The organism is Helicobacter monodelphidis, assembly GCF_003288845.1.
Taxonomy (GTDB): Bacteria; Campylobacterota; Campylobacteria; order Campylobacterales; family Helicobacteraceae; genus NHYN01.
The window spans coordinates 16,123-40,188 of record NZ_NHYN01000018.1 but is presented as its reverse complement, the minus strand read 5'-3'; the positions used below and the strand labels follow the sequence as shown (position 1 = coordinate 40,188).

At 34.7% G+C, this 24,066-nt stretch carries 25 protein-coding genes; 9 read left to right on the top strand and 16 right to left on the bottom strand.

Features of this window, described 5'->3' with window-relative positions; translation table 11 throughout:
* The first annotated feature begins 107 nt into the window (after nucleotides 1–107).
* Nucleotides 108–1,988: a tRNA uridine-5-carboxymethylaminomethyl(34) synthesis enzyme MnmG gene (gene mnmG / locus CCZ01_RS07730; RefSeq protein ID WP_112052645.1), complete on the top strand. Its 1,881-nt coding sequence runs from the start codon at nucleotides 108–110 to the stop codon at nucleotides 1,986–1,988.
* Complete coding sequence (locus CCZ01_RS07725) at nucleotides 1,985–2,374, top strand: diacylglycerol kinase (protein WP_112052644.1); 390 nt, start codon at nucleotides 1,985–1,987, stop codon at nucleotides 2,372–2,374. Before mnmG ends, CCZ01_RS07725 begins: the two co-directional genes overlap by 4 nt.
* Here CCZ01_RS07725 and CCZ01_RS07720 read toward each other — a convergent pair.
* From CCZ01_RS07720 to CCZ01_RS07675, 12 genes are all read right to left on the bottom strand, one after another.
* The gene (locus CCZ01_RS07720) at nucleotides 2,371–3,123 is read right to left on the bottom strand and encodes an exodeoxyribonuclease III (protein WP_112052643.1); all 753 of its coding nucleotides are present in this window, start codon (nucleotides 3,121–3,123) and stop codon (nucleotides 2,371–2,373) included. The two genes, CCZ01_RS07725 and CCZ01_RS07720, sit on opposite strands and share 4 nt — an antisense overlap.
* The gene (gene trpB, locus CCZ01_RS07715; protein ID WP_112052642.1) at nucleotides 3,124–4,329 is read right to left on the bottom strand and encodes a tryptophan synthase subunit beta; all 1,206 of its coding nucleotides are present in this window, start codon (nucleotides 4,327–4,329) and stop codon (nucleotides 3,124–3,126) included.
* 1,057 nt (nucleotides 4,330–5,386) lie between these two features.
* On the bottom strand, nucleotides 5,387–5,848 hold the full coding sequence (locus tag CCZ01_RS07710) for a hypothetical protein (protein ID WP_112052641.1): 462 nt from the start codon (nucleotides 5,846–5,848) through the stop codon (nucleotides 5,387–5,389).
* 96 nt (nucleotides 5,849–5,944) lie between these two features.
* On the bottom strand, nucleotides 5,945–6,610 hold the full coding sequence (locus tag CCZ01_RS07705) for a hypothetical protein (protein WP_112052640.1): 666 nt from the start codon (nucleotides 6,608–6,610) through the stop codon (nucleotides 5,945–5,947).
* Complete coding sequence (locus CCZ01_RS07700) at nucleotides 6,607–6,915, bottom strand: hypothetical protein (protein WP_112052639.1); 309 nt, start codon at nucleotides 6,913–6,915, stop codon at nucleotides 6,607–6,609. The genes CCZ01_RS07705 and CCZ01_RS07700 overlap by 4 nt, the downstream gene beginning before the upstream one ends.
* Nucleotides 6,916–7,020: 105 nt before the next feature.
* A complete protein-coding gene (locus tag CCZ01_RS10455) occupies nucleotides 7,021–7,158 on the bottom strand; it encodes a hypothetical protein (protein WP_181566368.1) in 138 nt (45 codons plus the stop codon).
* The gene (locus CCZ01_RS07695) at nucleotides 7,155–7,466 is read right to left on the bottom strand and encodes a hypothetical protein (protein WP_112052638.1); all 312 of its coding nucleotides are present in this window, start codon (nucleotides 7,464–7,466) and stop codon (nucleotides 7,155–7,157) included. The genes CCZ01_RS10455 and CCZ01_RS07695 overlap by 4 nt, the downstream gene beginning before the upstream one ends.
* A gap of 319 nt (nucleotides 7,467–7,785) precedes the next feature.
* Nucleotides 7,786–8,136 (bottom strand): TIGR04076 family protein, encoded by a 351-nt coding sequence (locus CCZ01_RS07690; RefSeq protein ID WP_112052637.1) that lies wholly within the window; start codon nucleotides 8,134–8,136, stop codon nucleotides 7,786–7,788.
* 46 nt (nucleotides 8,137–8,182) lie between these two features.
* Nucleotides 8,183–9,157, bottom strand: a complete 975-nt coding sequence (locus CCZ01_RS07685) for an aminoglycoside 6-adenylyltransferase (protein WP_112052636.1) — start codon at nucleotides 9,155–9,157, stop codon at nucleotides 8,183–8,185.
* 92 nt (nucleotides 9,158–9,249) lie between these two features.
* A complete protein-coding gene (locus CCZ01_RS10450; protein ID WP_181566367.1) occupies nucleotides 9,250–9,411 on the bottom strand; it encodes a hypothetical protein in 162 nt (53 codons plus the stop codon).
* 218 nt (nucleotides 9,412–9,629) lie between these two features.
* A complete protein-coding gene (locus tag CCZ01_RS07680; RefSeq protein ID WP_112052635.1) occupies nucleotides 9,630–10,358 on the bottom strand; it encodes a hypothetical protein in 729 nt (242 codons plus the stop codon).
* A gap of 14 nt (nucleotides 10,359–10,372) precedes the next feature.
* A complete protein-coding gene (locus tag CCZ01_RS07675; RefSeq protein WP_112052634.1) occupies nucleotides 10,373–11,980 on the bottom strand; it encodes an ABC-F family ATP-binding cassette domain-containing protein in 1,608 nt (535 codons plus the stop codon).
* A gap of 141 nt (nucleotides 11,981–12,121) precedes the next feature.
* Between CCZ01_RS07675 and CCZ01_RS07670 the strand changes: the two genes are divergently transcribed.
* The 3 genes from CCZ01_RS07670 to CCZ01_RS07660 are packed head-to-tail and all read left to right on the top strand — an operon-like array spanning nucleotide 12,122 to nucleotide 15,931.
* Nucleotides 12,122–13,762, top strand: coding sequence for a CTP synthase (locus CCZ01_RS07670; protein WP_112052633.1), 1,641 nt, complete (start codon nucleotides 12,122–12,124; stop codon nucleotides 13,760–13,762).
* A gap of 4 nt (nucleotides 13,763–13,766) precedes the next feature.
* The gene (gene recJ / locus CCZ01_RS07665) at nucleotides 13,767–15,380 is read left to right on the top strand and encodes a single-stranded-DNA-specific exonuclease RecJ (protein WP_112052632.1); all 1,614 of its coding nucleotides are present in this window, start codon (nucleotides 13,767–13,769) and stop codon (nucleotides 15,378–15,380) included.
* Nucleotides 15,381–15,409: 29 nt separating this feature from the next.
* Nucleotides 15,410–15,931, top strand: a complete 522-nt coding sequence (locus tag CCZ01_RS07660; RefSeq protein WP_112052631.1) for a YhcH/YjgK/YiaL family protein — start codon at nucleotides 15,410–15,412, stop codon at nucleotides 15,929–15,931.
* Nucleotides 15,932–15,948: 17 nt separating this feature from the next.
* Here the strand turns inward: CCZ01_RS07660 and rpe are convergent, their stop codons facing one another.
* Complete coding sequence (gene rpe / locus CCZ01_RS07655; protein WP_112052630.1) at nucleotides 15,949–16,608, bottom strand: ribulose-phosphate 3-epimerase; 660 nt, start codon at nucleotides 16,606–16,608, stop codon at nucleotides 15,949–15,951.
* A gap of 127 nt (nucleotides 16,609–16,735) precedes the next feature.
* Between rpe and CCZ01_RS07650 the strand changes: the two genes are divergently transcribed.
* Genes CCZ01_RS07650 through CCZ01_RS07635 form a run of 4 tightly spaced genes read left to right on the top strand, consistent with a single transcriptional unit; the run spans nucleotide 16,736 to nucleotide 20,809 of the window.
* On the top strand, nucleotides 16,736–17,575 hold the full coding sequence (locus CCZ01_RS07650) for a class 1 fructose-bisphosphatase (RefSeq protein WP_112052629.1): 840 nt from the start codon (nucleotides 16,736–16,738) through the stop codon (nucleotides 17,573–17,575).
* Complete coding sequence (locus CCZ01_RS07645; RefSeq protein ID WP_112052628.1) at nucleotides 17,575–17,766, top strand: hypothetical protein; 192 nt, start codon at nucleotides 17,575–17,577, stop codon at nucleotides 17,764–17,766. The genes CCZ01_RS07650 and CCZ01_RS07645 overlap by 1 nt, the downstream gene beginning before the upstream one ends.
* A 10-nt stretch (nucleotides 17,767–17,776) precedes the next feature.
* Entirely contained in the window at nucleotides 17,777–19,744 is a 1,968-nt protein-coding gene (metG, locus tag CCZ01_RS07640) for a methionine--tRNA ligase (RefSeq protein ID WP_343216176.1), read from the top strand.
* 3 nt (nucleotides 19,745–19,747) lie between these two features.
* Nucleotides 19,748–20,809 (top strand): hypothetical protein, encoded by a 1,062-nt coding sequence (locus CCZ01_RS07635; RefSeq protein ID WP_112052626.1) that lies wholly within the window; start codon nucleotides 19,748–19,750, stop codon nucleotides 20,807–20,809.
* A gap of 134 nt (nucleotides 20,810–20,943) precedes the next feature.
* Here the strand turns inward: CCZ01_RS07635 and CCZ01_RS07630 are convergent, their stop codons facing one another.
* Genes CCZ01_RS07630 through CCZ01_RS07620 form a run of 3 tightly spaced genes read right to left on the bottom strand, consistent with a single transcriptional unit; the run spans nucleotide 20,944 to nucleotide 24,051 of the window.
* Nucleotides 20,944–22,467, bottom strand: coding sequence for a YifB family Mg chelatase-like AAA ATPase (locus CCZ01_RS07630; protein ID WP_112052625.1), 1,524 nt, complete (start codon nucleotides 22,465–22,467; stop codon nucleotides 20,944–20,946).
* Between the two features lie 9 nt (nucleotides 22,468–22,476).
* Complete coding sequence (def, locus tag CCZ01_RS07625; RefSeq protein WP_112052624.1) at nucleotides 22,477–22,989, bottom strand: peptide deformylase; 513 nt, start codon at nucleotides 22,987–22,989, stop codon at nucleotides 22,477–22,479.
* A gap of 9 nt (nucleotides 22,990–22,998) precedes the next feature.
* A complete protein-coding gene (locus CCZ01_RS07620; RefSeq protein ID WP_112052623.1) occupies nucleotides 22,999–24,051 on the bottom strand; it encodes a diguanylate cyclase domain-containing protein in 1,053 nt (350 codons plus the stop codon).
* Nucleotides 24,052–24,066 lie beyond the last annotated feature (15 nt).

The following is a 24,066-nucleotide window of genomic DNA, read 5'->3' as shown; positions in this document are numbered from 1 at the left end:
TAAGAATAGCTGTTAATGAGAAGTATTAATTAGAAGTGGTTGATAGATAGGTGTCCTAAAGCATTTATTAGTATTTTTATGCTACAATAAAATAAAAGGTATTTTATATGAGTTATGATATTATTGTTGTTGGTGGTGGACATGCAGGAATTGAAGCAAGTATTGTTTCTGCCAAAATGGGAAATAAGACTTTACTACTCACAATTCTTGTAGAGCAGATTGGTGCAGCAAGTTGTAACCCTGCTATTGGTGGACTTGCTAAAGGACATCTTGTTAAAGAAATTGATGCATTAGGTGGAGTAATGGGTAAAGCGACTGATGAATGTGGTATTCAATTTAGAATCCTAAACAACTCCAAAGGTCCTGCCGTAAGGGGTAGTCGTGCTCAAATCGATATGGATGCATATCGTATTTACATGAAAGATTTAATTCTGCAAACCCCTAATCTTGAGGTAAGACAAGAATTAGTTGAAAAACTTTTACTAGATTCAGATTCTATACAAGGAGTGCAAAGTGAATTGGGCAGACAATATTATGCAAAAAAAGTTATCCTTACTACCGGCACATTCTTGAATGGTAAAGTACATATTGGCAATTTTATTACGCATTATGGACGTATGGGTGAACCAAGTGCAAAAAAACTGGGGGATAATCTCAAAGAGTTAGGCTTAGATGTTGGGCGTCTAAAAACAGGAACTTGTCCTAGAATCAAGGCTTCCAGCATTGATTTTTCTGTTATGGAACAACATTTGGGTGATACTCCTCCGCCTCCTTTTAGTACACACACTACTCCATTTATACCCAAAAAAAAACAACTCCCATGCTTTGTAACTTACACCAATGATAAAACTCACCAAATTATTACACAAAATCTTCATCGTGCACCAATGTTTAGTGGACAAATCCAAAGTATAGGTCCAAGATATTGCCCAAGCATTGAAGATAAAATTAACCGCTTCAAAGACAAGGAAAGACATCAGCTTTTTATTGAGCCTCAAACTCAAGAGGCGACAGAGTACTATATTAATGGGCTTACAACTTCTCTACCTTATGATATTCAAGAAGAAATTATACACAGTATTAAAGGATTAGAAAATGCTGAAATTGTCCGTTATGGCTATGCTATTGAATATGATTATGTTAATCCTACAGATTTACATAAAACCTTTGAAACAAAAAAAATTAAGAATCTCTATCTTGCTGGACAAATTAATGGTACAACAGGCTATGAAGAAGCAGCCGCACAGGGACTCTATGCAGGAATTAACGCCTCCTTATCCATCGCTAATAAACCACCATTTATCCTACAACGTAATGAATCTTATTTGGGTGTTTTAGTTGATGATCTTACTCAAAAAGGCACAAAAGAACCCTATAGAATGTTCACTTCAAGAGCAGAATATCGCCTCCTTTTACGTGAGGATAACGCACAATTTCGCTTAGGGCATTATGCTTATGAATTTGGCTTAATCTCTCAAAAGCATTTTTTGCATATTAAGCAATGCACCGAACAAATTAAAAATGCACTACAATATCTTAAAGAGACTTTTATAACTCCTAACATAGCAACTTTACAACGTTTAGAAAAATTAGGAGAAGAAAAAATCAACGATAAATGTACACTTTTGAGTATTGTAGCACGTAAAAGTTTTAATAAGGAGAAGTTGTGTGAATTAGAACCAAAATTCAAGGATTTTCATACAATCGTGCTAGAACAAATTATTATTGAGGCTAGATACGCAAACTATATCACTAAAGCAGAACAATCAATACGCTCATCAGAGGAATTAAAATGTATTCATATTCCAAAAGACTTTTGTTTTCATGGTATTCCAGGACTTAGTCTAGAAGTTATTGAAAAACTTTCAAATTTATGCCCAAATAATCTCCTTGAAGTTAGTCAAATTAGCGGAATCACCCCTGCAAGTATTGATGTTTTAAGCCTTTATATCCATCTACATAAAAAACTCCCCAAGGAAACAGAATGAATATTCAGAGAAATAGCAAAAAAGGTAAAAGAGGCTTCAAGAGATTATTTAATGCTTTTCTGTACTCTATCGATGGATTCATGGCAGCATTTTTAGAAGAATCTGGCTTTAGGCAAGTTTTATTAATGAGTGTTATTTTAAGCATTATCGCTTTTTTTATTGCTTTAAATTGGGTACACTTTACCCTACTCATCCTACCATGCTTTATATGCATTATCGTAGAATTATTCAATTCAGCAATTGAAAATGCAATTGACTTTGTCAGCTTAGAATTCCACCCTTTTGCCAAAAGAGCCAAAGATATGGCCTCATGTGCACAACTCTTTGCTATCACTTGCACTTGTATTGTTTGGGGAAGCTATATTGCTACTACCTATTTTTTTTAAAAAATCTCTAATCCTACCGGACAATGATCGCTTCCCATAATTTTTGGATAAATTTTTGCATCCTTTAAAAATGGCTTCAATGCTTGAGAACAAAGAAAATAATCAATCCGCCACCCAATATTTCTCTCTCTAGCACGACTCATATAACTCCACCAACTATAGGCATCAATCTGATCAGGATAAAAATACCGGAAAGTATCAATAAATCCTGATTCTAAGAGTAAAGTCATTTTTTGGCGCTCTTCATCAGTGAATCCGGCATTCTTACGATTTGTTTTAGGATTTTTCAAATCAATTTCCTGGTGAGCGACATTCAAATCACCACATACAATAACACTTTTATGCAATTCAAGATTCTTCAAGAAAGCACGAAAATCATCTTCCCACTCCATACGATATTCAAGCCTTTCCAATTCACGTTTAGAATTAGGCGTATAAACATTCACAAGATAAAAATCTGTAAATTCGGTCGTAATCACCCTACCTTCTAAATCATGATGGACAATCCCCATATCATACTCTACATTAATTGGCTTTTGCTTGCATAGAGTAATTACGCCTGAATATCCTTTTTTTTCTGCTGAATTCCAAAAATCTTCATACCCTCCAAAACAAAAATCAGCCTGATTTTTGTGCATTTTAGATTCTTGAATACAGAAAATATCTGCATCAATATGCGTAAAAAAATTCATAAAACCCTTATTCATACATGCACGCAAACCATTCACATTCCAAGAAATTAATCTCAATCAATTCTCCTTATATCCATATTTTTCTACAACAAAATCAATATCTTTATCACCTCGTCCACTTAAATTCACAAGAATCTTTTTTCCTTTCAAGTCGGGTGCAATTTTCAAAGCATGGGCTAAGGCGTGGCTTGATTCAATCGCCGGAATAATACCTTCTTTTCTGCTCAATTCATAGAATGCATCAATTGCTTCTGTATCGCTAACTGTCGCAACTTTTGTGCGTTGAATACTATACAAATAAGCATGTTCTGGACCAACAGAGGGGTAATCTAAACCACTAGCTACACTATAGACTGCCGCTGGATCACCATTCTCATCTTTAAGCATAATAGAATCAAAACCATGCATAACACCCTTTGTCCCATAAGTTAAACTCGCAGCATGATCACCCAACTTTGTTCCACGTCCAAGAGGCTCAACACCAACCAACTCAACAGGATCATCAATAAAACCACTAAAAATTCCCATAGCATTACTTCCGCCACCTACACAGGCGACAACAAAATCAGGTAACTCCCCAGTCATCTCCAAAAATTGTTCTCGTGATTCAATACCTATAATAGCTTGAAAATCACGCACCATCTTAGGAAAGGGGTGAGGACCCACAACAGAACCAATCGCATACATAGACCTTTCGGTATCCTGCAAATACGCTTCAAAAGCTGAATCAACCGCTTCCTTAAGTGTTTTCGCACCTGAACTCACACTCACAATCTTTGCACCAAGAATCTTCATACGTAAAACATTTGGGTATTCTTTTGCGATATCTACCTCACCCATATGAATTTCACATTCTAAACCAAAATATGCCGCTGCAGTTGCTAAAGCAACACCATGTTGCCCTGCCCCAGTTTCAGCTATCAGCTTTTTCTTGCCCATAAACTTTGCTAGCAAACCCTCACCCATACAATGATTTAACTTATGTGCTCCAGTGTGGTTTAAATCCTCTCGCTTAAGATAAATTCCTGCTCCACCATATTGTTTTGTCAAGTTATGTGCAAAATAAATCGGTGTTGGACGCCCCTGAAAATGCTTACGAATCTTGCGTAATTCTGCAATAAAATCACTATTTTGTGCAATTAAATTATAAGCTACATCAATCTCCTCCATTGCCTTCATGATAGGTTCAGGCACAAAACTTCCACCAAATTTACCAAAATAACCTTTTTCATCTGGAAACTGCTTTAAATAAGGTAACTGCATATTAAATCCTTATATTCAAAATAGAGCCATATTATAACATAATTTAATTTACTAAATACAACTAGCAGATGCTTGCCATCAAAAATAATATAAATATTTTTGGTAAAAATATAATACTCAATAAATATTTATAAAATTTTTGGGTAAATTATAGTGATTTAAAGAATATAATAATGCAGGTAATCAAATGAAATTTTGTAATATTCGCCAAGAGTTAAAGTGGTTTGATGCTTAAAATCAAAGTGAGGTTTTTTTGCTTTGGTTTTAAGTAGAAAATTGGGGGTGCTTCATATTGTTTGATGTAGATCTCTTTGGTGCTAAAGTAATATCATCAAGAATCTTAGCTTTTTTGTGATTCTATAGCCTTTGGGTATATTTCTCTTTGTGTTTCAATGCACCGTCAGATATATACAAATGCAATGGCTAGATTTAATCATCAAGTTAGCAAGACTTGTAGCCATTATTCTGTGAATTATTAAAATCCTAACAGAATAAAGCGAAAGGGGAAGGGAAAGCTCCCCTAAACCATACATTTGTGTATTTTGTTTTAGCATAAAAAGAGTAAAAATACTAGAAAATATGTTGCTTGCTGTGATTTATTTTGTGGTTATGTGCGTTAAGCTATAAAGTCTTTAAAATGGATAAAAAGGGGGGATATTTTAGATGAGTGTGCTGTCATTTGTGAGGGGTGGGTAAAATAGGGTGTAATATTATTTTTACAGTATAAAATCGTATAAAATGGCATTTAAGACTTGACAAATAGCTTAAGTAACGATTTAAATCCAAATAAGGAGGCACAAGATAAAAAAGCTTGAACTAGCAACTTCTTTAATCAACTTACTTACTGCTTTGCTTGTATTGGTTATTCGAATGCATAGACTTGAAACAAGAATAAAAAACTAGAAAACAAGGAGTAAACCACAGCAAGGGGGCTAAAAAGAAGGTTGCACAATGAAAAAGCGAGTAACTTTAAGGTGGTCAGAGACCACAGGCAAAATTATCGTTAGGGGTGGTTGTAAAAGCTACTCACCTCCCAAAAAATGGGGAATTCACTGTGCTATGAGAATTTTAACATAAAATAGTTAAAAATGGAAATTGCGACTAAAAAAACAAAGGAATGAGAATGGACAGAAAAATAAAAAAGTATCCAAAGACTAAGAGATAGCACAAGTATTATTACTTCAATCAAAAATACATCAAACGCAAAACTTACACTAGGATGCTTGATGAGTATGGCAGTAACAATCGCACAAATACAAACTGCAATGCAATACAAAAATATTTTTAGCATAAAATGCTTTTTATTGGAATCTACACAAGCTGTTTTTAAATTTTGCTTACAAAGTCGCTTAATTAGTCTAAATCCTATATATGCCACACTAAACAAAGCAAGCGATTTTATAAACTCTATACATAAGAGCATAAGATTCCACTGCTGATAGAAAAGTGCTAGATTTATGCTACTAATAACTGCGATGATAATAAGAAATATGCTTAAAGATAGTAATGTATTTTTCATTTAAATAGCTCCTTTAGCCATTATGAAGCTTCAGCACATTGTTAAGACTTCCATTATGCCACTTTGCATCATATCTCCCACTTGGGATTCATCTACCTACCTATTTATCTCTCCAATCCAACGCACAATATTCCCTTTAGAATCTATCTCTACTTCTAAGTCTTTGTATTTCTTATAGAATCTAGGGCAGAGAATCTCGTTGAAGTATTTTGTGCCTTCGGGGGTTCTTGCTACATTTATATCCCACGAGTTCCATTGAGAGGGATTTTCCCAGCTTGTTTTGACATTATCCCTATCAAAATCATACAAAAACCCCGTATAAGTCAGCAAAAATTTATCTCTAAAATACCTCCATGCCTCAAATGATGAATTAAAAGCATAAAATAAGCTTCGCTCTTCATCTTTTAGCTCAAAGTCTATCATCTCCCCCAAAAACAACTCCCCAATCACACCAATATACTCGCTTGCATAGCTAGGGCGGGGGTCATTCTCGCACAATTCCTTACTTAAATTATCAAGCGGATATATGTCATATCTCCCCAAAAATGCCTCATCGATTTCATAATCTAGCCCCGCTTCACTCAAAGCATAGTATTCAAAATATTCCAAAATATCAATCTTTGTGATATGTGGATAAGTGAGCAAAATCTTTATATCAAGTGCTTCATCGCCGAGATTGTTAGCGATTATTTTATCTATATTGTTTTTATAGAGTTTTTCAAACAACATTCCATTTTTAGATTCTAATACTTTATAAATCATTTTCTTAAAGTCTCCAAATTATGTATGGTTTTGTATTTTCTGTCTATATCGATTGATTTACCCCCTGTTTGAGAGTTGAAACGAATATTAATTTGTGTGCCATCATCTAGCATATATAAATCTACCTCTACTTGTTCTATTTTCTGTGTCTTTTTAATTTTCATTGTATTGTATCTTTTCCCTATATATTTGGCATTTTGAGTGAGTTGGCTGATAAGAGTGTTTAATTCTTTTGAGGTTTTTACAAAATGAACCCTTTTGCTTGCTGAAAGTCCTAATTGTTTGGCTGTAGGTAACCTATCCACTATCTCTAACACCTCTTGTTAATTTCAATGCCCCACCAGTAGCAGGGATAGAAAATTCAAAAATATTAACTATGATATATTCATTATATAAGCCGTTTTCTAAAGCTATCCTCCACAATCTCTTTCCTCATCACCTAGCCAAGTTTGATTATCATAATAGTATTGTAGCACTCTCCCATAGCTTGAGATTCTCTCTTTAGCTAAGGCATTATAAAGTGTGCCAATTTTTTCAATGGTTTTCAATAGTAATCCCTGAATGCAACTTTAAGGGCAAGGAGTAAAATTTTAAGAATAAAATAGATAACCAACGCAACAAGAAAAAACCCTAAAGCCCAAGTAGAACTCATAAAGATAATTCCAAACCAAACTTCTATTACTTCTTGAGTTCCCATTCCATACGCATAATGTAGGTTTGAGGATTCGCCATCATATACGAAGCACGAAAATGGAACAAAACAAAACAGAATCCAAAAACAAAATACAAGAAGTTTTCTCTTAACAAATAGCAAAACAATCACCATTGAACAAATGCTTAGCGATATACCTAACATCTAAAATCCTTTTGTCGCGGATGGATTATTCCTTCTAAGGCTATCATTTGAACGATAAGCCTTAAAGTCTTTTTCATTTCTAACCTCCTTTCTACGCTAGACTACATAAAAAAGAAAGTTACTCTTTAAACATAATTCGTACTGTATTGTTTTTACTCTAAAACTTCAAAATTTATTTTTTTATAATAAATAAAAAATACCTTTTCACCCTTTAAAAATATCCAAACATTTTCATCAAATAAAAAAATGATATTGTATTTTAAAACTTAGCCCTACAAAGTCGCTTGATTATAAAAATTTATAAAATAACTCCATGTTATTACCCTTCATCTCTCTGATAAAGTTCTGGTGTTTTGGATTCTTCATCAAGTTGCGTGAGTTTAAAAATCACAGGACGCACTCCATCATTACACGAATTTATTGCAACCTTTGGCTTTGTAATCCAATCTTTGAAATAAAAAATCTCATTTTCCCCCATGTGTGCTAGGGCAAAAACATATTGATAAATCGCTTTCCAAGCCTCATCGCAAAAATTTTCAGGTTTATCAAAACCATTACTGATAAAAACTTCACCTACTTTGTGTGCGGGGCAAGGACTTTTGACACCATATTCTTTAGCCAAATCCTCATCAAAATGTGTCTTAATAACTTCAATTTGAATTTTTTTCATTAATCTTCCTTTTAAGCATTTGTAACATAATGCAAAATTATAGCACTTATTGCTCCAAAATCTCGCACCACCGCTTCACATTCCTGCGATAATGAGGATAAGTGAAGTCATACTTGCATAGTTTTTTTGCATTTTTATGGAAGATTCTATCAAGGCATTTGAGAGATTTTTTTGCTTCTTTTTTTGCTCCTAAATGAAAACTTTTGTAGAGATTTTTGCGCGACTTTTTAGAGAGATATTGCGGGAGAAACTTAGAATGTTTCCCGAGTGAAAAATGAAAATGATAAGTGAGTGAGTTTTTGGGATTATGAGCATTAGGATTCTTAGAATCTAGCGTATCTTGCAAAGTTTTTATAGAATCTAGCGTCTGATGAGCAATATTTCTATGTTTTAAACATTTCTTATTTTTCATCGTTTTTAGTCCTACGCGCCATGAGAGCAGGATTAGCAGAGTTTCCCTCATCGCGTTGAGATAGAAATTCGCACTTAGAATCTCATCTCTTATTATCTCCTTAAAGGCATTGTGATAGAGCCAATAAAATTCATTACAACAATCCTCAAAACTCCTCTGCGTAAGTGGCGGTATCCAAAAGTCGCTATCACTCGCCACAAGCCTGTTAGGAGCGAGATTATCCTTATCAAGCAAGACGCGCACAAGCTTATCGTGAGCAAAATAAAATCCCACATCATCAAGCGGAATAAGCGTCAAATCAATTCGCACCCCATCGCTAAAAAGCATAAGATAACTCAACCAACCCTCACGCAAATCAGGCGGGAAAAGCTCCATAGATTCGGGCTTTTGCATCATAACACATTCGCCAAAATGCATAAGCCACCTCTCATCAGTTTTGAGCATTTCTATATCGCTAGGAGTGGCAAAAAACGAAATATCATAATCTTGGAATCTATCTTTTTTGATATGGCTATTAGCACGCGAACCCTCTAGGGTAACGAGCCGAACTGCTTTTGTCGCATTTGCAAATTCTAAAATCGTATAAAAAACTTCTTCTTCACTTCGCAAGATTTTTGCTCCTTATCATCATAAATTATTGATATTATAGCTGAAATATTTATACTATCTACTGGATATATAGAATCCAAAATCAAAACACTCTATTTTTGATATGGCACAATTACATATTCCATATCGCTTTCTTGTAAAAACTTTTTCACACCAAAATCAACCTTTTCACAACTTGTTACAAACACACGTCTTATGTTTCTTTTATGATATTTCTTGCGATTTTTATCCATAAATGCTGTGCAATCACCCAAAAATATCCTCAAATGTTCTTGTTTGGTTTGCGAATATTCCCAATTTTTACATTACATAAGAAGCATATCCTTATCTTTATATGCAATTAAATCAATGCCGCCATCACTTTTGCCCTCATTAATACCTTTAATAAACTTTGTAGCCCTTTTATTGTTTTTCTTTTTAGATATAAAGATAGAACAAATAAACAAAATAACAATTCCACTTATTCGTTATTTTACCTTCTCCTATAAAATCTATTCAAAAGTTCAGCTGTACTTAATTTTTTAATTTCTAACTTTCTTTTTCGGATTGCCATTGTAAAAGATTTTTTTTGTATAAATTCAACCAATTGATGGAAAAGTATTTCTTTAGATTCTTTTAATTCTTCTATGGAATATCTTTGCCTTTTCTGTTCTTTTTTAATTTCTTGCTTTTGTAATGGAATGTCTTGCGTATCCTCTTTAGAAATCTCTATATCTGTTTCTTGTGTCGCTATTTTACGACTAATTGCAGACTGTAGACTATCTTCATAGCCCATTTTAACAAGAATCTCTGCAATGATCAACTCTGCTTCTTCTGCCCTCACACCAACAAATTGGATATGTGAAGAATTCACCTCAGCATCTTGCAAGTGTATTTCAGTAACGCCATAAATCTCATATTCTCTCAAACGCATCTCAATCAGATGACGTAATTCTTCAATTGCCTTTTGTTCGATAATTAATTTTCTTGCCCAGACATTAGCTGTTTTTACTTCCCCTAATTGAGATAACGCCGCTAAAAGCTCAGTCCTTACCCTTGTTGCCCCACTATAAAGCTTCTTTGGATTTTGACGATTTTGAAGCATTTCTTGCGTGAGAGCAAGAAAATAATCCTCCTTGTCCTCGTTATCCAAAATAAATATTGCATATTTTGCTTCCCTCAAAAGAGATCTAGAGCTTACACTACGCATAGGTTGTAGCATAACGAACCGCTTTATTAAGAAAATAGCTTTGTATTTTGGAATTCCAAATATTCTTCATAACTCCCTTTAAAATCAATCACCTCATAATCATCTTTAAATTCTATAATACGATTTGCAAATGCATCAATCAACTCCCTATCATGGCTCACACAAATGACATTACCCTGATACTTATACAACGCCTCTCCTAATGCAATAATTGCTTCTAAATCCAAGTGATTCGTCGGTTCATCAAGAATCAAAAAATTTCCACCTTCAAGCATAATTTTACTCAACACAAGTCGATGTTTTTCGCCACCACTCAAAGATTCAACACTCTTTTCTTGCTCCTCACCACTAAACAACATACGACCCAAAGCATTACGAATTTCACCACTTTCTTTCTTTTTATCATAATTTCTTAACCATTCATATAAGCTTTCCTGTCCAAATACAACTTCTGTCGCATTTTGTGGAAAATAACTACGTTCAATCGTCGCACCCCATTTTACTTTACCTTCAAGAGGCTGCAATTCTTCACAAATTAATCGACAAAAGGTACTTTTTCCGATTCCATTTCTTCCAATCAAGGCGATTTTATCACCCGGTAAAATTGTCAGGCTTAATTTTTTTAAAATCTGTAAATCGCCATAAAAAAAAGAAATATTATCTAAATTTAATGCCTCATTACCCATCAAACGATTAGGTTTAAAAATAATACTTGGGTCTCTTCTGCTAGAAACCTCTAAAGACTGAATATCAAGCTTATTTAGCTGTTTTTGACGACTTGTTGCCTGACGCGCCTTAGAAGCATTCGCAGAAAATCTTGCAATAAAATTTTCTAATTCTTCTTTTTCTTTCAGCTTTTTTGCTCTCTCCATCTCCTGTTGCTTTACAATCAATGTTGCAGCAATATACCAATCGTCATAATTGCCACTGAATTCACGCAATTTTTTAAAATCTAGGTCCAAAATATGCGTACAAACGCTATTCAGAAAATGCCTATCGTGGCTAATTACAACTATTGTCCCTTCATGATGCTTTAATCTTTCTTCTAAATAAGAAATTGTTTTTAAATCAAGATTATTAGTTGGCTCATCAAGAAATAAAATATCGGGTTTAGGAAACAAAACTTGTGCTAAAAGAATTTTAAACTTATCTCCACCCGTCAAGGTCTTCATATATTCATTATGCAAAGAAGCCTCAAAACCCAAATCTTCCAAAAGCTTTTCAATTTCAATATCATATTCATAAGTTGGGTCTTCTTCGGCACAAATAATTTCAAGCTCTCCTAATCTCTCATTCACTTTTTCATCTTCTAAATCTCCATTCGTATAGAGATATTCTTTCTCCTTAACAGCGTCATAGAGACGTTTATTGCCATACAAAACCGCATCTTTTAAGCTGAATTCTTCAAATGCAAATTGATTCTGTCCTAAAACCCCTAATCTCGTATGGGGACTAAAAGAAATCTCGCCACTACTCGCCTCAACTTCTCCACTTAAAATCTTCAAAAATGTGCTTTTACCTGCTCCATTCGCACCAATCAAACCATAACGTTTCCCCGCATCAAGCTTTAAATTTACATTCTCAAAAAGCTTTTTGCTCGCATATTGCATACTTAAGTTTGTTACCTGAACCATTAAAGTTTCCTTATTTTTCAAAAGAATTAAAAACAAATCCCTATAGTGTAAAGTAATTTAAAGGAAGTGTCAAGAGATATTCAGATTCTTAAGCAAATAAAAGCTATAATCCCAAAAAATAAGGGCTTAAGGATGAATTATATGGACAACAATCAGAGACGTTATATTTTTGTTACAGGTGGGGTTTTAAGCTCTCTTGGCAAGGGCATCACTTCTTCTTCCATCGCTACACTCTTAAAGCATTCAGGATTCAAGGTTGGAGTTTTAAAAATTGATCCTTACATCAATGTCGATCCTGGAACGATGAGCCCTTTTGAACATGGAGAAGTCTTTGTAACTTATGATGGAGCAGAAACTGACTTAGATATTGGGCATTATGAACGTTTTTTAGATGTTAACTTCTCATCAAAAAATAATTTTACAACTGGACAAATTTATTCTGCAGTGATTGAACGAGAACGTAAAGGTGGGTATTTAGGCAAAACAATCCAAATTGTGCCACATATTGTAGATGAAATTAAAGATAGGATTCGTCTTGCAAGTGAAGAAGTTGAAGTTCTTGTTGTAGAGTTAGGTGGTACTGTGGGCGATATTGAGGGATTACCTTTTTTAGAGGCAATGCGTGAAATCAAACAAGAATTAGGTAGTCGGCAAGTGATGAGTGTACATGTCACACTAATCCCTCTTATTAAGGCTGCTGGAGAATTAAAAACAAAACCAACACAACATAGCGTGCAAGAATTGCGTCGCATTGGCATCACGCCTCAAGTCATCATTGCACGTTCTGAAAAACCACTCCCATCAGAATTAAAGAAAAAACTTTCACTTTCGTGCGATGTAAATTTAGATTCTGTCATTGTCGCAGAAGACGCACCTTCTATCTATCAAGTTCCAATTAATTTTATGCGTGAAGGATTACTTTCCCCCATTACACGCTATCTACAACTTGAAAAACTTGAACCAAACTTAAATGATTGGGACAGGCTTGTTAAGCAAATTCTTTCCCCAAAAGAAGAGGTTACTCTCGCATTTGTGGGTAAATATCTCAATCTTAAAGAATCCTACAAATCCCTTACAGAAGCATTGATTCATTCTGGTGCTAATCTTGATATACGCGTTAATATAAAATGGTGCGATAGTGAGGAAATTGAAAATAAGGGGGTGGAAGTACTTGAATATGTCGATGGCATTTTAGTTCCAGGTGGTTTTGGAATGCGTGGGGTCAAAGGAAAAATGGAAGCGATTCGTTATGCAAGAGAAAACGATGTCCCCTTTCTTGGAATCTGCTTAGGTATGCAACTTGCTCTCATTGAGTTTATGCGTAATCATCTTGGAGTGTTGGGGGCAGATTCTGTTGAATTCGACAAAGAAACTTCAGATCCTGTTGTTTATCTTATTCAAGATTTTATTGACCAAAATGGCGAAAAACAAATTCGCACAAAAACTTCCCCGATGGGTGGAACAATGCGATTAGGGGAATATGAATGCCAAATCAAAGCCAACAGTCGCCTTCAAGATGCCTATCAAGGATACAGTAGCATTAAAGAACGACATCGTCATCGCTATGAAGTAAACCCTGCATATCGTTCTCAATTTGAAACTGCAGGACTAATTGTAAGCGGTGAATCTAATGGCTTAATTGAAGCTTTGGAAATTGCGGAACACACATGGTTTATTGGAGTACAATTTCACCCCGAATTCACCTCTCGCTTGCAAAGCCCAAATCCATTGATTACATCTTTTTTAAAAACAATGCTTAATTGCAAAAAACAAGCAAGGTAGCACAATGCAAACTTTAGACAAAAAAGATATTATGAATCTACTGGAAGAACGTTTCAGAAATGATGCATTCAAAAAAATACAAGAAATTCCACACCCTAGTCAGCTTGCAGGATTGCATGAGGCGGTAGATATAATTATTGATGCCATTCATCATTCTCAAAAAATCGTTATTATCGGTGATTATGATGTCGATGGCGTGATTGGCACAACCCTTCTATGTAATTTTTTTCAAGCGATTAATTATCCTATCCACTTTATTATCCCCAATAGATTCACCGATGGATACGGACTTTCTACAAATATCATCGAAAGAATCGATGCGGATTTAATCATCACAGTGGATAATGGCATTACAGCAACTCAAGCCGCAACCCTTTGCAAAGAAAAAAAGATAAAACTCATCATTACAGACCACCATACTTGCCCAGAAGAATTACCCAATGCAGATGTGATTGTGAATCCAAAACTACCTTATTGCCCATTTCCTCAAAAAGATATTTGCGGTGCAAATGTAGGTTGGTATCTCATTGCTGCATTGAGACAAAAATTAAAACCTGATTATAGCATTATACAATCTTTAGATATACTCTCTTTTGCTATTGTTGCTGATGTTATGCCCCTTGTTGGTATAAATCGTATTTTACTTAAAAAAGGCTTAGAAATTTTTAAGCATTCTAATCGTCCAGCCATTATTCTCCTTAGGGATAAAATTCAACAAAAAAGCGGTAAGTTAGATTTTAATAGCGAAGATATTGCTTTTAATATCGCACCTCTTTTAAATAGTGCAGGAAGAATGGAAGATGCATCAATATCAGTTGCTTTCTTAATGAGTCAAACATTAGAAGAAGCAAAAATACATTACGAACGATTAAATACATTAAATTGTATGCGCAAACAAGAAGAAAAAGATCTTTTTAAATCTGCCCTTATTCAGATTCAAGAAAAATGCACTCCGACAGATTGTGTCGTTATTGCATACGATAGGAATTGGCACGAAGGTGTTATTGGTATTGTAGCTGCAAAAATGAGCGAATACTTCCGTAAGCCCAGCTTCATTCTTACTTTCAATGAAAATGGACTTTTAAAGGGTAGCGGAAGAAGTTTTGGTGAAATTAATCTTATTTCTTTATTGCAACAAAATAGTCATTTACTATATAAATTTGGAGGACACAAAGGTGCAGTAGGATTTGAAATGGACATCAAGAACATTCCAGCATTTAAGGAAAATCTAAATCAGATTCTGGCTCACTATTCCCTACATACAGCATCAGTCAGCACAAATAAACACTGCATTGGGGAAGTTTTTTTAAAAAATATTGATAATGAGCTAATGAATATTTTAGAGACTTTTGAGCCATATGGTGAAGCAAACCCAAAACCTCATTTTTTCTGCAAGAAACTTATCATCAAAGGCATAAGAAATGTAGGCAACAACAATGAACACACCTCACTCACATTGTATGAACAAGATTCTAAGTATTTTCTAAAAGCCATTGCTTTCAATCAACAATACCATTTTAAGATTGGAGAATGTGTAGATTCTCTATTTTGCTTGACTCGCAATAGTTATTATGAGCCACAATTAGTGATTGAATCTTTGCAGGAAAATAGAGGTTAACCTCAATATAATAATAAAAAGGAATTTCCATGCTACTTAGTTATCACATATTAAATGATTATCAGCTTTTTGCAGAGAAGAAAACCACTCTTTATATTTATGATTTGCTCACAAATGCTTTGGATGGGAAACTTTTCAATAAAATAGAAAAATTAAAAGTTGGAGATAGAAAGGTTGAAGAAAAAGATTATGGAATTTTAGTTATCACTGAATCTTATTTAACAAAACCAACAGAAAACGCCTTTTACGAATCTCATCGTCATTATACAGATTTTCAACTTCTCATTAGCGGATACGAAAAATTCTTTGTTGGTCACATTAATGATTTTACGATTCAACAGGAATATGATTCACAAAAAGATTTAATTATCTACCAAACACCAATAGACTTGGAAACTAAAGCTTCCTGCATTCTCCTAAAACCTGAAGCACTAGCTATATTTTTTCCAACTGATGTGCATGCTGGTGCTTTGCAAGTTCACTCTACAAGCGATATTGTCAAGAAAATGGTTTTAAAGGTACCACAAGACATACTGCAACCCAAAATCTAATCCGTGAGGTTATAATTTTATTTCTTATTTTTCAATGCAGCAATGGCAGAGGCATAATCTTTAGATTTAAAGATATAATTGCCTGCTACAGCAATATTGATTCCCGCCTTTTTTAGGGCAATAATATTGTCAGCATTCACACCACCATCAACCTCGATTAAACATTGTGGATTGTTTCTATCTCTTAATTCTCGAATAGCAGATATTTTATCTAATGTGAAAGGTAAAAACTTTTGCCCTCCAAAACCCGGATTTACGCTCATTACAAGCACCATATCTAATTCTGCAATAAGATATTCTAAAATATGAATAGGGGTATGGGGATTTAAAGCAATAGCTGGAGAAATGCCCAACGCACGAATTTGCTGAATAAGTCGATGGGGATGAGATTCACACTCTGTATGAAAAGAAATATAACGTGGCTTAAAAGGTGCAAAATATTCAATAAAAAAAGCTGTGTTTTGCACCATTAAATGAATATCTAAAGGTAAGCACGTCTGCATTGATTCTAATACCACACTCCCGAAGGTGAGATTAGGGACAAAATGTCCATCCATAATATCAATATGCACCAAATCAGCACCAGCATTTTCAATGGATTCAAGCTCCATATTCAAACAACCAAAATTGGCAGCCAAAAGACTTGGGGCAACTTGAAAAATTTGTGAAGTACTCATCAAACAAAACACCTTTAAAATCAAAAATAATCAAAATTCTAACAAAAACGACTTAAATTTTAGCCATATTTTTGCTTATTTTTTGTAGAATTCGACCTAAATATAAATATACTTTTTGAGGAACATAATGCAAGATATCTTTCAACTCATTCAATCTTGTGCTGTTGAAGTTTACAAACTTCTTAAAAAAAGCTCTGGAGAGTCAAGTGGAAATATTAACTCTAGTGGAGATTCACAGCTAAAATTTGATGTCATCGCCGACCAGATTATTACTCAAAAATTACTCTCATGCCCCGCAGTGTATGAAATTTGTTCAGAAGAACAAGAAAATAGCATTAAAGGGAACAAAGATGGGAATTTATGTATTGCTTATGATCCTCTTGATGGATCTTCTGTATTTGAATCTAACTTTTTGGTTGGCTCTATCTTTGGTATTTATGAGCATCATTTTGAGGCAAAAAATTTAATTGCAAGTGCCTACATTCTCTATGGTTTTAATTTGGAAATTGTTATTGCAACACAAAAAGTCTTACATTATCGCTACGACGGGACAGAATTTGTTTGCATAGGAGAATTGAAATTAAATTCTAAAGGTAAGATAAATTCTCCTGGTGGAACGCAAAAAAACTGGACTTTGCCACACAAAACCCGTATAGAATCTCTATTTGATGCTGGTTATCGATTACGATACTCAGGAGCAATGGTAGCAGATTTACACCAAATTCTTAAAAAAGGTGGTGGATTATTCAGCTATCCTGCCACAACAGATTCACCACAAGGAAAGTTACGACTATTATTTGAAGTTCTACCTTTCGCATTTTTGTTTGAAAAAGCAGGAGGAGGAGCTATTGATGGAAAAACAAGACTTTTAGAACGACAAGTCGACTCCCTCCATGCGACAAGTGCTTGTTTTTTTGGTAGCATGGAGGAAATTCAACAAATTCAAGAAAAACTAAAGGAAGACTAGTGGAAGAAAAAAATACTTTCATAATCAAACTAGAACAAGAAAGTCAAAAACTCATTCAATGCCAAGAAGAACACGCATTAAAATCGTGCTTATCATGTATGCAATTATTAGAATGCAGTGTTCGGCAAAACTACATTAGAGCTGTCTATGGCAGTATGTCGCAAGGCAATAATGCCGATTTTGACTTTTAAAGGAGAAATTTTGGGAAAAAAATTTATCACCACACCCATTTACTATGTAAATGACAGACCGCATATTGGGCACGCTTACACAACAATCATCGGAGATGCTTTAGCCCATTATTTTCGTCTTAAGGGCGAAGAAGTTTTCTTCCTCACAGGTACAGATGAGCATGGGCAAAAAATTGAACAATCGGCTAAGAAAAATAACAAAAGCCCAAAAGAATACGCTGATGAAGTTAGTGCATACTTTAAGGATTTATGGGATTTTTTTGGTATCCAATACAATCATTTTATCCGCACAACTGATGAATCACATAAGAAGGGTGTACAAGAAGCATTCTTAAAAATGTTTAAAAAGGGTGATATTTACAAAGGAGAATACAAGGGAAACTATTGTGTAAGCTGTGAAACTTTTATTACTTCTTTTACATTAGGGGATGACACACATTGTCCAGAATGTGGACGAGAAACAACACTTATCAAAGAAGAAAGCTACTTTTTTGCACTTTCCAAATATCAAAAGAGGCTTTTAGAGTGGTATCAAACAAGTAATTGTATTCTCCCTGCTTCTAAAAAAAATGAGGCTTTGCGTTTTGTAGAAGCAGGCTTAGAAGATTTATCTATTACGCGAATCAGCTTTACTTGGGGAATCCCACTGCCCGATGCCCTCCATGAACCAAAACATATTATGTATGTATGGCTTGATGCATTAATGAATTATCTCACCGCTTTAGGCTATGGCGGAAATCATGAGAGAATGGATTTTTGGCCACCTACTTATCATATTGTAGGGAAAGATATTTTGCGTTTCCATACCATTTATTGGCCTGCTTTTTTAATGAGCCTTGATTTACCCCTACCCCAGCACGTTGCAATTCATGGTTGGTGGACACGTAATGGCGTAAAGATGAGCAAAAGTTTGGGGAATGTCATTAATCCAGAGGAAGTTAGCCGTGCATATGGGAATGAGATTTTTCGCTATTTTGTTCTGCGAGAAGTTCCATTCGGGCAAGATGGGGATTTTAGTCAGCACGCATTGATTGACCGCCTCAATTCAGATTTGGCAAATACACTTGGAAATCTCCTTAATCGTGTTATTGCTATGGCAGATAAATTCTTCAATTCCTCATTTAGAAGTGATAAAGCGATGATGCAGCAATTATTTAGCGAACAGTGGAAGGAAGCACAAAATATCTTACAATCTCTCCCCGTGCTTTTTGAGAATGTTGCGTTGCATCGCTTTTTAGAAGAGCTATGGAAAATTTTTAATCTTGCAAATACAATGATTACACAATATGAACCATGGAAGAAAATTAAAGAAGGAAAACAAGAAGAAACCAAAGCCCTATTAATGATGATTAATAATCTTCTCATCAAAGGCTTAATTATGCTTTATCCTGTTATGCCAAAAACCGCAACAAAAGCGTTAAGAGCATTTCAACTTGAATGTAATTCAGCAATTTTTCAACATTTTATCATACAACAGCAATGGCTTGAATCTATAGAATTACAAAAAATTGATGTACTTTTTCCACGTATTGAGGAGCCTTTATTGGAAGAATCTAAAGGGGCAGAATGCCTCATTTCTCCAGGCAGCATAGAGCATAAGGATCACAAAACCAATCAAGAAGTAACACAAGCACACTATGTTCAATCTAAAGAGGTAATTGAAATAGGCACATTCTTTCAGAGTGATTTACGTGTTGGGAGTATCATTCACGCAGAGTCTGTACCCAAAAGCAATAAACTCCTGCTATTGCAAGTGGATATTGGAGAGAAAAAGCCAAGACAAATTGTTGCAGGAATTGCTACATTCTACACACCTCAAGATTTAATTGGGCAACAGGTGTGCGTTGTTGCAAACCTTAAACCAGCCAAATTAATGGGCATACAAAGTGAAGGAATGATTCTTGCCGCTAAAGAAGGTGATAATCTATGTTTAGTCAAACCATCAAATATCATCGCTAATGGTGCAAAAATAGGTTAATTAATGCTTATCTCTCAAGTTATTGCGATTAGCGGTTCGATCCTTTGCAATACGCCAAACATTACTGCCGTAGAACGATTTGCATTCCAAGCAGATAAGGTGCAACGAGGTGATTTGTTTTTCGCTCAGAATAAAAAAGAGATTCCAAAAGCAATTAAAAAGGGTGCTTTTGGAATTTTTTTTGAAGGTGAAGTGGAAATTAGTGATTTAGAAATTGCGTGGCTAAAAACAAATTCATTACAGAATGTAGCAGCCGATTTTGTACGTTATATTGTGATTGATTACGCGATAGATTATATAGGGCTTAATCCTGTTTCTTTTCATATAGCACAAAAGATAATCCCTCCATCTAAAGCCTTTATAGGAAACTCTCCATTAGATATTTTAGAACAATTCAGCTATATTATTGCACTAGATAGGGATGAAGATAAAAAGAAAAAAACTTTATTTGATTTTTCTCCTCCATCAATGCATTCAAAGCTAATCCGTAAACGTTGCACAAAAATTCCAATGCTTATTACGGATGATTGCTTTTTAGAGAAACTTTCTCTTACACCTAGTGAAAGTATGGAGTTAGTACCAGTTCAGTTATGTCCCTCATCTCTTTTTAGCAGTCGTATCATTTTTGATGGAAATGTTCTTTCCTTAATGCTTTCTCCCCTATTTCTAAAAAATATCCAAGAAGTTTTATCAATTTGTAAAATATTGAAATTAGATTTTAAACCTGAATTAATTCGTTCCATACCCTTTTTTCAACCCTATTATTTAGATAACCATTATAATCTTACAGAAGAAAGAACAACCTCAAAAGTTTTAATTTTTGCTAAAGACTTAAAACAATTTTCACAATATCAATCATTCTTAGAAGAGCATACAAAGTGGGCAAAAAAACTCTATCTCACACCCACAAATAAAGAAGGTTGCATAAGCTACAACAATATCTCTCAACTTTTAGAAAAAATCCAGCAAGAATTTTATCATTTTATGTTAATTTTACATCCCTATCAAGAGGAAATCCTCAAGTTACTTCACCAAGAAAACGTACAAGAACAGACACTATTTTAGCCTATTCTCAAGAGTTATTTTTCAGCATCCATTCAAGAATCAGCAAAAGAAAGGAGAACGATACATAGGTATGAGATTCAGTGAGTGATTCCCCATCCTCCATATTTTGCTTAAAATTTAACAAAAAAACAAGGTTAGTCACGGCGACGATATGAGAGGGCTTCAAGCAAATGGCTTTTTTGGATATTTGTGCTTTGTTGAATGTCGGCGATAGTACGTGCAACCTTCTTAATCTTTGTAATTGAACGATAGGAAAGATTAAATCTTTCAGTTGCTTGAGTAAGTAAATTTTGACATTCAGCATCTAAAACGCAATATTTTTCAATCTCTTCTTCATTTAAATGCCCATTCAAATGTTCCTGCTTGCGATTTTTTTGAGCTTTAAATGCTGTAAGGACTTGCGAAAAAAGCTCTTTTGATTTTGTGCGATGCTGACTATTGTCTTCTAACATAGGAACATAAAGGTCAATTCTATCTAAAAAAGGCTCAGAGAGACGATTTTTATAGTTTTTAATTGCAATATCGCTACAACGACATTCATGGGTATTGCTCATTAAATTTCCGCACGGGCATGGATTTTGTGCACAAACCATTAAAAATGCCGCCTCACATTCAACTTTTACTTGTGCACGTGAGAGACTAAATCTATGCGTTTCTAGTGGCTCCCTTAAAGATTCTAAAACCTGTAATGGAAAATGGGGTAATTCATCTAAAAATAAAATTCCACCGGAAGAAAGGGCAATTTCACCGGGTTTAAGCTCATGACCTATCGCACTTCCAAGAATTGCCGCACGACTTGATGAAGCATGAGGTGAGCGAAAGGGGCGCAAGACACTATAATTCATTTTTCCTGTACTGTAAAGTTCCATTTTTGCATTCTTAAGTACTTCTTGCTTACTTAGTGGCGGAAGAATATAACGCATTCTCTTAGCGATCATACTTTTTCCACACCCCGGACTTCCCTCAAAAAGAATATTGTGAAAACCACTTGCCGCGATTAAAGCAGCTCTTTTAGCATTCTGTTGTCCGATGACATCATAAAAATCCTCCTTAAAATCTGTGTTATAGTAATAAAGTTCCTCATATTCTTCAAGATAGGGAAAATCAAAATGCTCCTCTTTTGTAGAAAATGAAGGAAGGGTTGTTGTGGTAAAAAAATCTAAAGCTTCTTGCAAATGATCAATAGGAATAAGTTTGAGATTTGGAATCTTGCGATAAATATCAATTTGTTCTTTGGGCACAAATAAATAACCATCATAAGCACTGGCACCTAAACTCAGAAGAATAGAATAGGAATTTTCTGTGGCCTTTACTTTTCCATCAAGCCCTAATTCTCCTAAGGCAAAATAAGGTAATTGTAAAAAAGGCGGAATATCTCTATTATGTAAGCCAATCAATAAAGCAATAGGTAAATCAAAATGACTTCCTTGTTTAGGTAAATCTGAAGGAGCAAGATTAATATTGATTTTTAATGGAGGAAACTGAAAGCCTATTGCAGCAAGTGCGGAGGAGCTACGATGTTTTGCTTCTTGAACAGACTGATGGGCAAGCCCTGTAATATTAAATGCAGGTAACCCACGCACAAAAGCAACTTCCACTAAAGCAATTTTCGCTTCAAAACCTTGCAATGTGGCAGACTGAATTTTTTGTAACCCCATTTAATAATCTTACGCTGAACAACGTTGTTGCTTTTTAAGCAACTTTTCAAACTTCTTGCGTTTAAGAATAGGTAGACGATCAACAAACAAAATCCCTTCCAAGTGATCCATTTCATGCTGAATAGCGACAGCTAGATAACCTTCTGCTTCCAATTGCTTTTTCTCGCCCTTACGATTCTGATAAGAAAGCACAATAGTATTGTAACGTTGAATATCCTCATAAAAATCAGGAACGCTTAGGCAACCCTCATTCCATAGAATCTGCCCGCTTTTCTCTATAATTTTTGGATTGATAATCTCAAGAAGATGCTCTGATGATTGCTCCCCTTTGTCATCAGGAATGTTCACCAACAATGCGGCAATAGCTCGACCTACTTGCACCGCAGCCAAACCAACACCATTATTTGCAAGCATAGTAACATTCATTTCATCCAAGAAATGTGCAAGATCTTCATCAAAAACTTCGACGGATACTGATTTTTGTCTCAAAAAAGAATCAGGATAATGAAGTATCTTAAGCATATTAACTCCTTACTCTCCAAGAACTTTTAAGACTGATTTTTGTTCATTTAAATCCTTGAGGACACTAATGCAATTCTCTATCATTTCCTCTGGATCTTGATCCTTACTAATAATATTAAGCACAATATTAATTTCTAAGGTTACTTGCCTATCACCTACAAAAGTATTGCTAGATTTAATAAGTTCAAAAAGTCGTGTACACGCTTTTTTAGAATGTTGCAAATCCGATTGTCTAAGCAATATACCAAAGAATCCATCTTTACAATGGGCAACGACATCACTTCGTCGAGAAGTTCTTAATAACATATCTGCAACATTTCTCAAAAGCATCTGGGAAACTTTTTCGTTAGCAATTTCATCAAGTTTAGCGGTTGGGACATTAATCATAAGCAGTGAAGAGGTACGTTTCGTTTGCGCATTTCCCTCAATTTCTTTTGCAATCTGTGTATGCAAAAAACGACGATTGTAAATGGCATATTGTGAGTCAAAAACGATACCATTATCAGCATTATTGAGTGATTCAGCACTTTCTTGATAAATCACTTTGAGTGTGTCTGTTTGTTTTTGTGTAATTTCAGTTAACCTATGCACCTCTTGAGTTAAGGCGGAAAGTAAATTTTGAGAAATGACAACATTATCCACTTTTTTCATTTCGGCAATTTTTTTTGTAAGAATATCATGGAGCAAAACTTGATTTTTATACATTACGGCAACAAGCTGTAACATTTTTTTAATATTTGCAAAGCTAGTTTTAATTTGTCTCTCAAGATGAATATAATCATTAAATCCACCGTCACTTTCTCTTTGTAAAACATCATACACAGCCGCTTTAAAGGAAGAATCTTTATTATCAAGCAAGCGTTCAAAACAAATCTGATAATTCAACGGAGTTGCTAATAAATCCTCATTCTTGATTGAATCGATTACTTCCAAACAAAAATCACTCAATTCCTGTATGTCAAATTGCAATTCATCTTTATCTTCAAAACTCTCAAAAGAGTCATCAGTACCCATTTCTTCAAACTGGCTTTCTTCTTGCTCTGCCATTTTTCTTATTTCCATACCCTACCTTTACTA

Bases quoted from the DNA above. Each gene is read 5' to 3' on its own strand.
- mnmG (WP_112052645.1), top strand. From the start codon at position 108: ATGAGTTATGATATTATTGTTGTTGGTGGTGGACATGCAGGAATTGAA.
- CCZ01_RS07725 (WP_112052644.1), top strand. From the start codon at position 1,985: ATGAATATTCAGAGAAATAGCAAAAAAGGTAAAAGAGGCTTCAAGAGA.
- trpB (WP_112052642.1), bottom strand. From the start codon at position 4,329: ATGCAGTTACCTTATTTAAAGCAGTTTCCAGATGAAAAAGGTTATTTT.
- CCZ01_RS07710 (WP_112052641.1), bottom strand. From the start codon at position 5,848: ATGAAAAATACATTACTATCTTTAAGCATATTTCTTATTATCATCGCA.
- CCZ01_RS07705 (WP_112052640.1), bottom strand. From the start codon at position 6,610: ATGATTTATAAAGTATTAGAATCTAAAAATGGAATGTTGTTTGAAAAA.
- CCZ01_RS07695 (WP_112052638.1), bottom strand. From the start codon at position 7,466: ATGTTAGGTATATCGCTAAGCATTTGTTCAATGGTGATTGTTTTGCTA.
- CCZ01_RS07690 (WP_112052637.1), bottom strand. From the start codon at position 8,136: ATGAAAAAAATTCAAATTGAAGTTATTAAGACACATTTTGATGAGGAT.
- CCZ01_RS07680 (WP_112052635.1), bottom strand. From the start codon at position 10,358: ATGCTACAACCTATGCGTAGTGTAAGCTCTAGATCTCTTTTGAGGGAA.
- CCZ01_RS07675 (WP_112052634.1), bottom strand. From the start codon at position 11,980: ATGGTTCAGGTAACAAACTTAAGTATGCAATATGCGAGCAAAAAGCTT.
- CCZ01_RS07670 (WP_112052633.1), top strand. From the start codon at position 12,122: ATGGACAACAATCAGAGACGTTATATTTTTGTTACAGGTGGGGTTTTA.
- recJ (WP_112052632.1), top strand. From the start codon at position 13,767: ATGCAAACTTTAGACAAAAAAGATATTATGAATCTACTGGAAGAACGT.
- CCZ01_RS07660 (WP_112052631.1), top strand. From the start codon at position 15,410: ATGCTACTTAGTTATCACATATTAAATGATTATCAGCTTTTTGCAGAG.
- rpe (WP_112052630.1), bottom strand. From the start codon at position 16,608: ATGAGTACTTCACAAATTTTTCAAGTTGCCCCAAGTCTTTTGGCTGCC.
- CCZ01_RS07650 (WP_112052629.1), top strand. From the start codon at position 16,736: ATGCAAGATATCTTTCAACTCATTCAATCTTGTGCTGTTGAAGTTTAC.
- CCZ01_RS07635 (WP_112052626.1), top strand. From the start codon at position 19,748: ATGCTTATCTCTCAAGTTATTGCGATTAGCGGTTCGATCCTTTGCAAT.
- CCZ01_RS07630 (WP_112052625.1), bottom strand. From the start codon at position 22,467: ATGGGGTTACAAAAAATTCAGTCTGCCACATTGCAAGGTTTTGAAGCG.
- def (WP_112052624.1), bottom strand. From the start codon at position 22,989: ATGCTTAAGATACTTCATTATCCTGATTCTTTTTTGAGACAAAAATCA.
- CCZ01_RS07620 (WP_112052623.1), bottom strand. From the start codon at position 24,051: ATGGAAATAAGAAAAATGGCAGAGCAAGAAGAAAGCCAGTTTGAAGAA.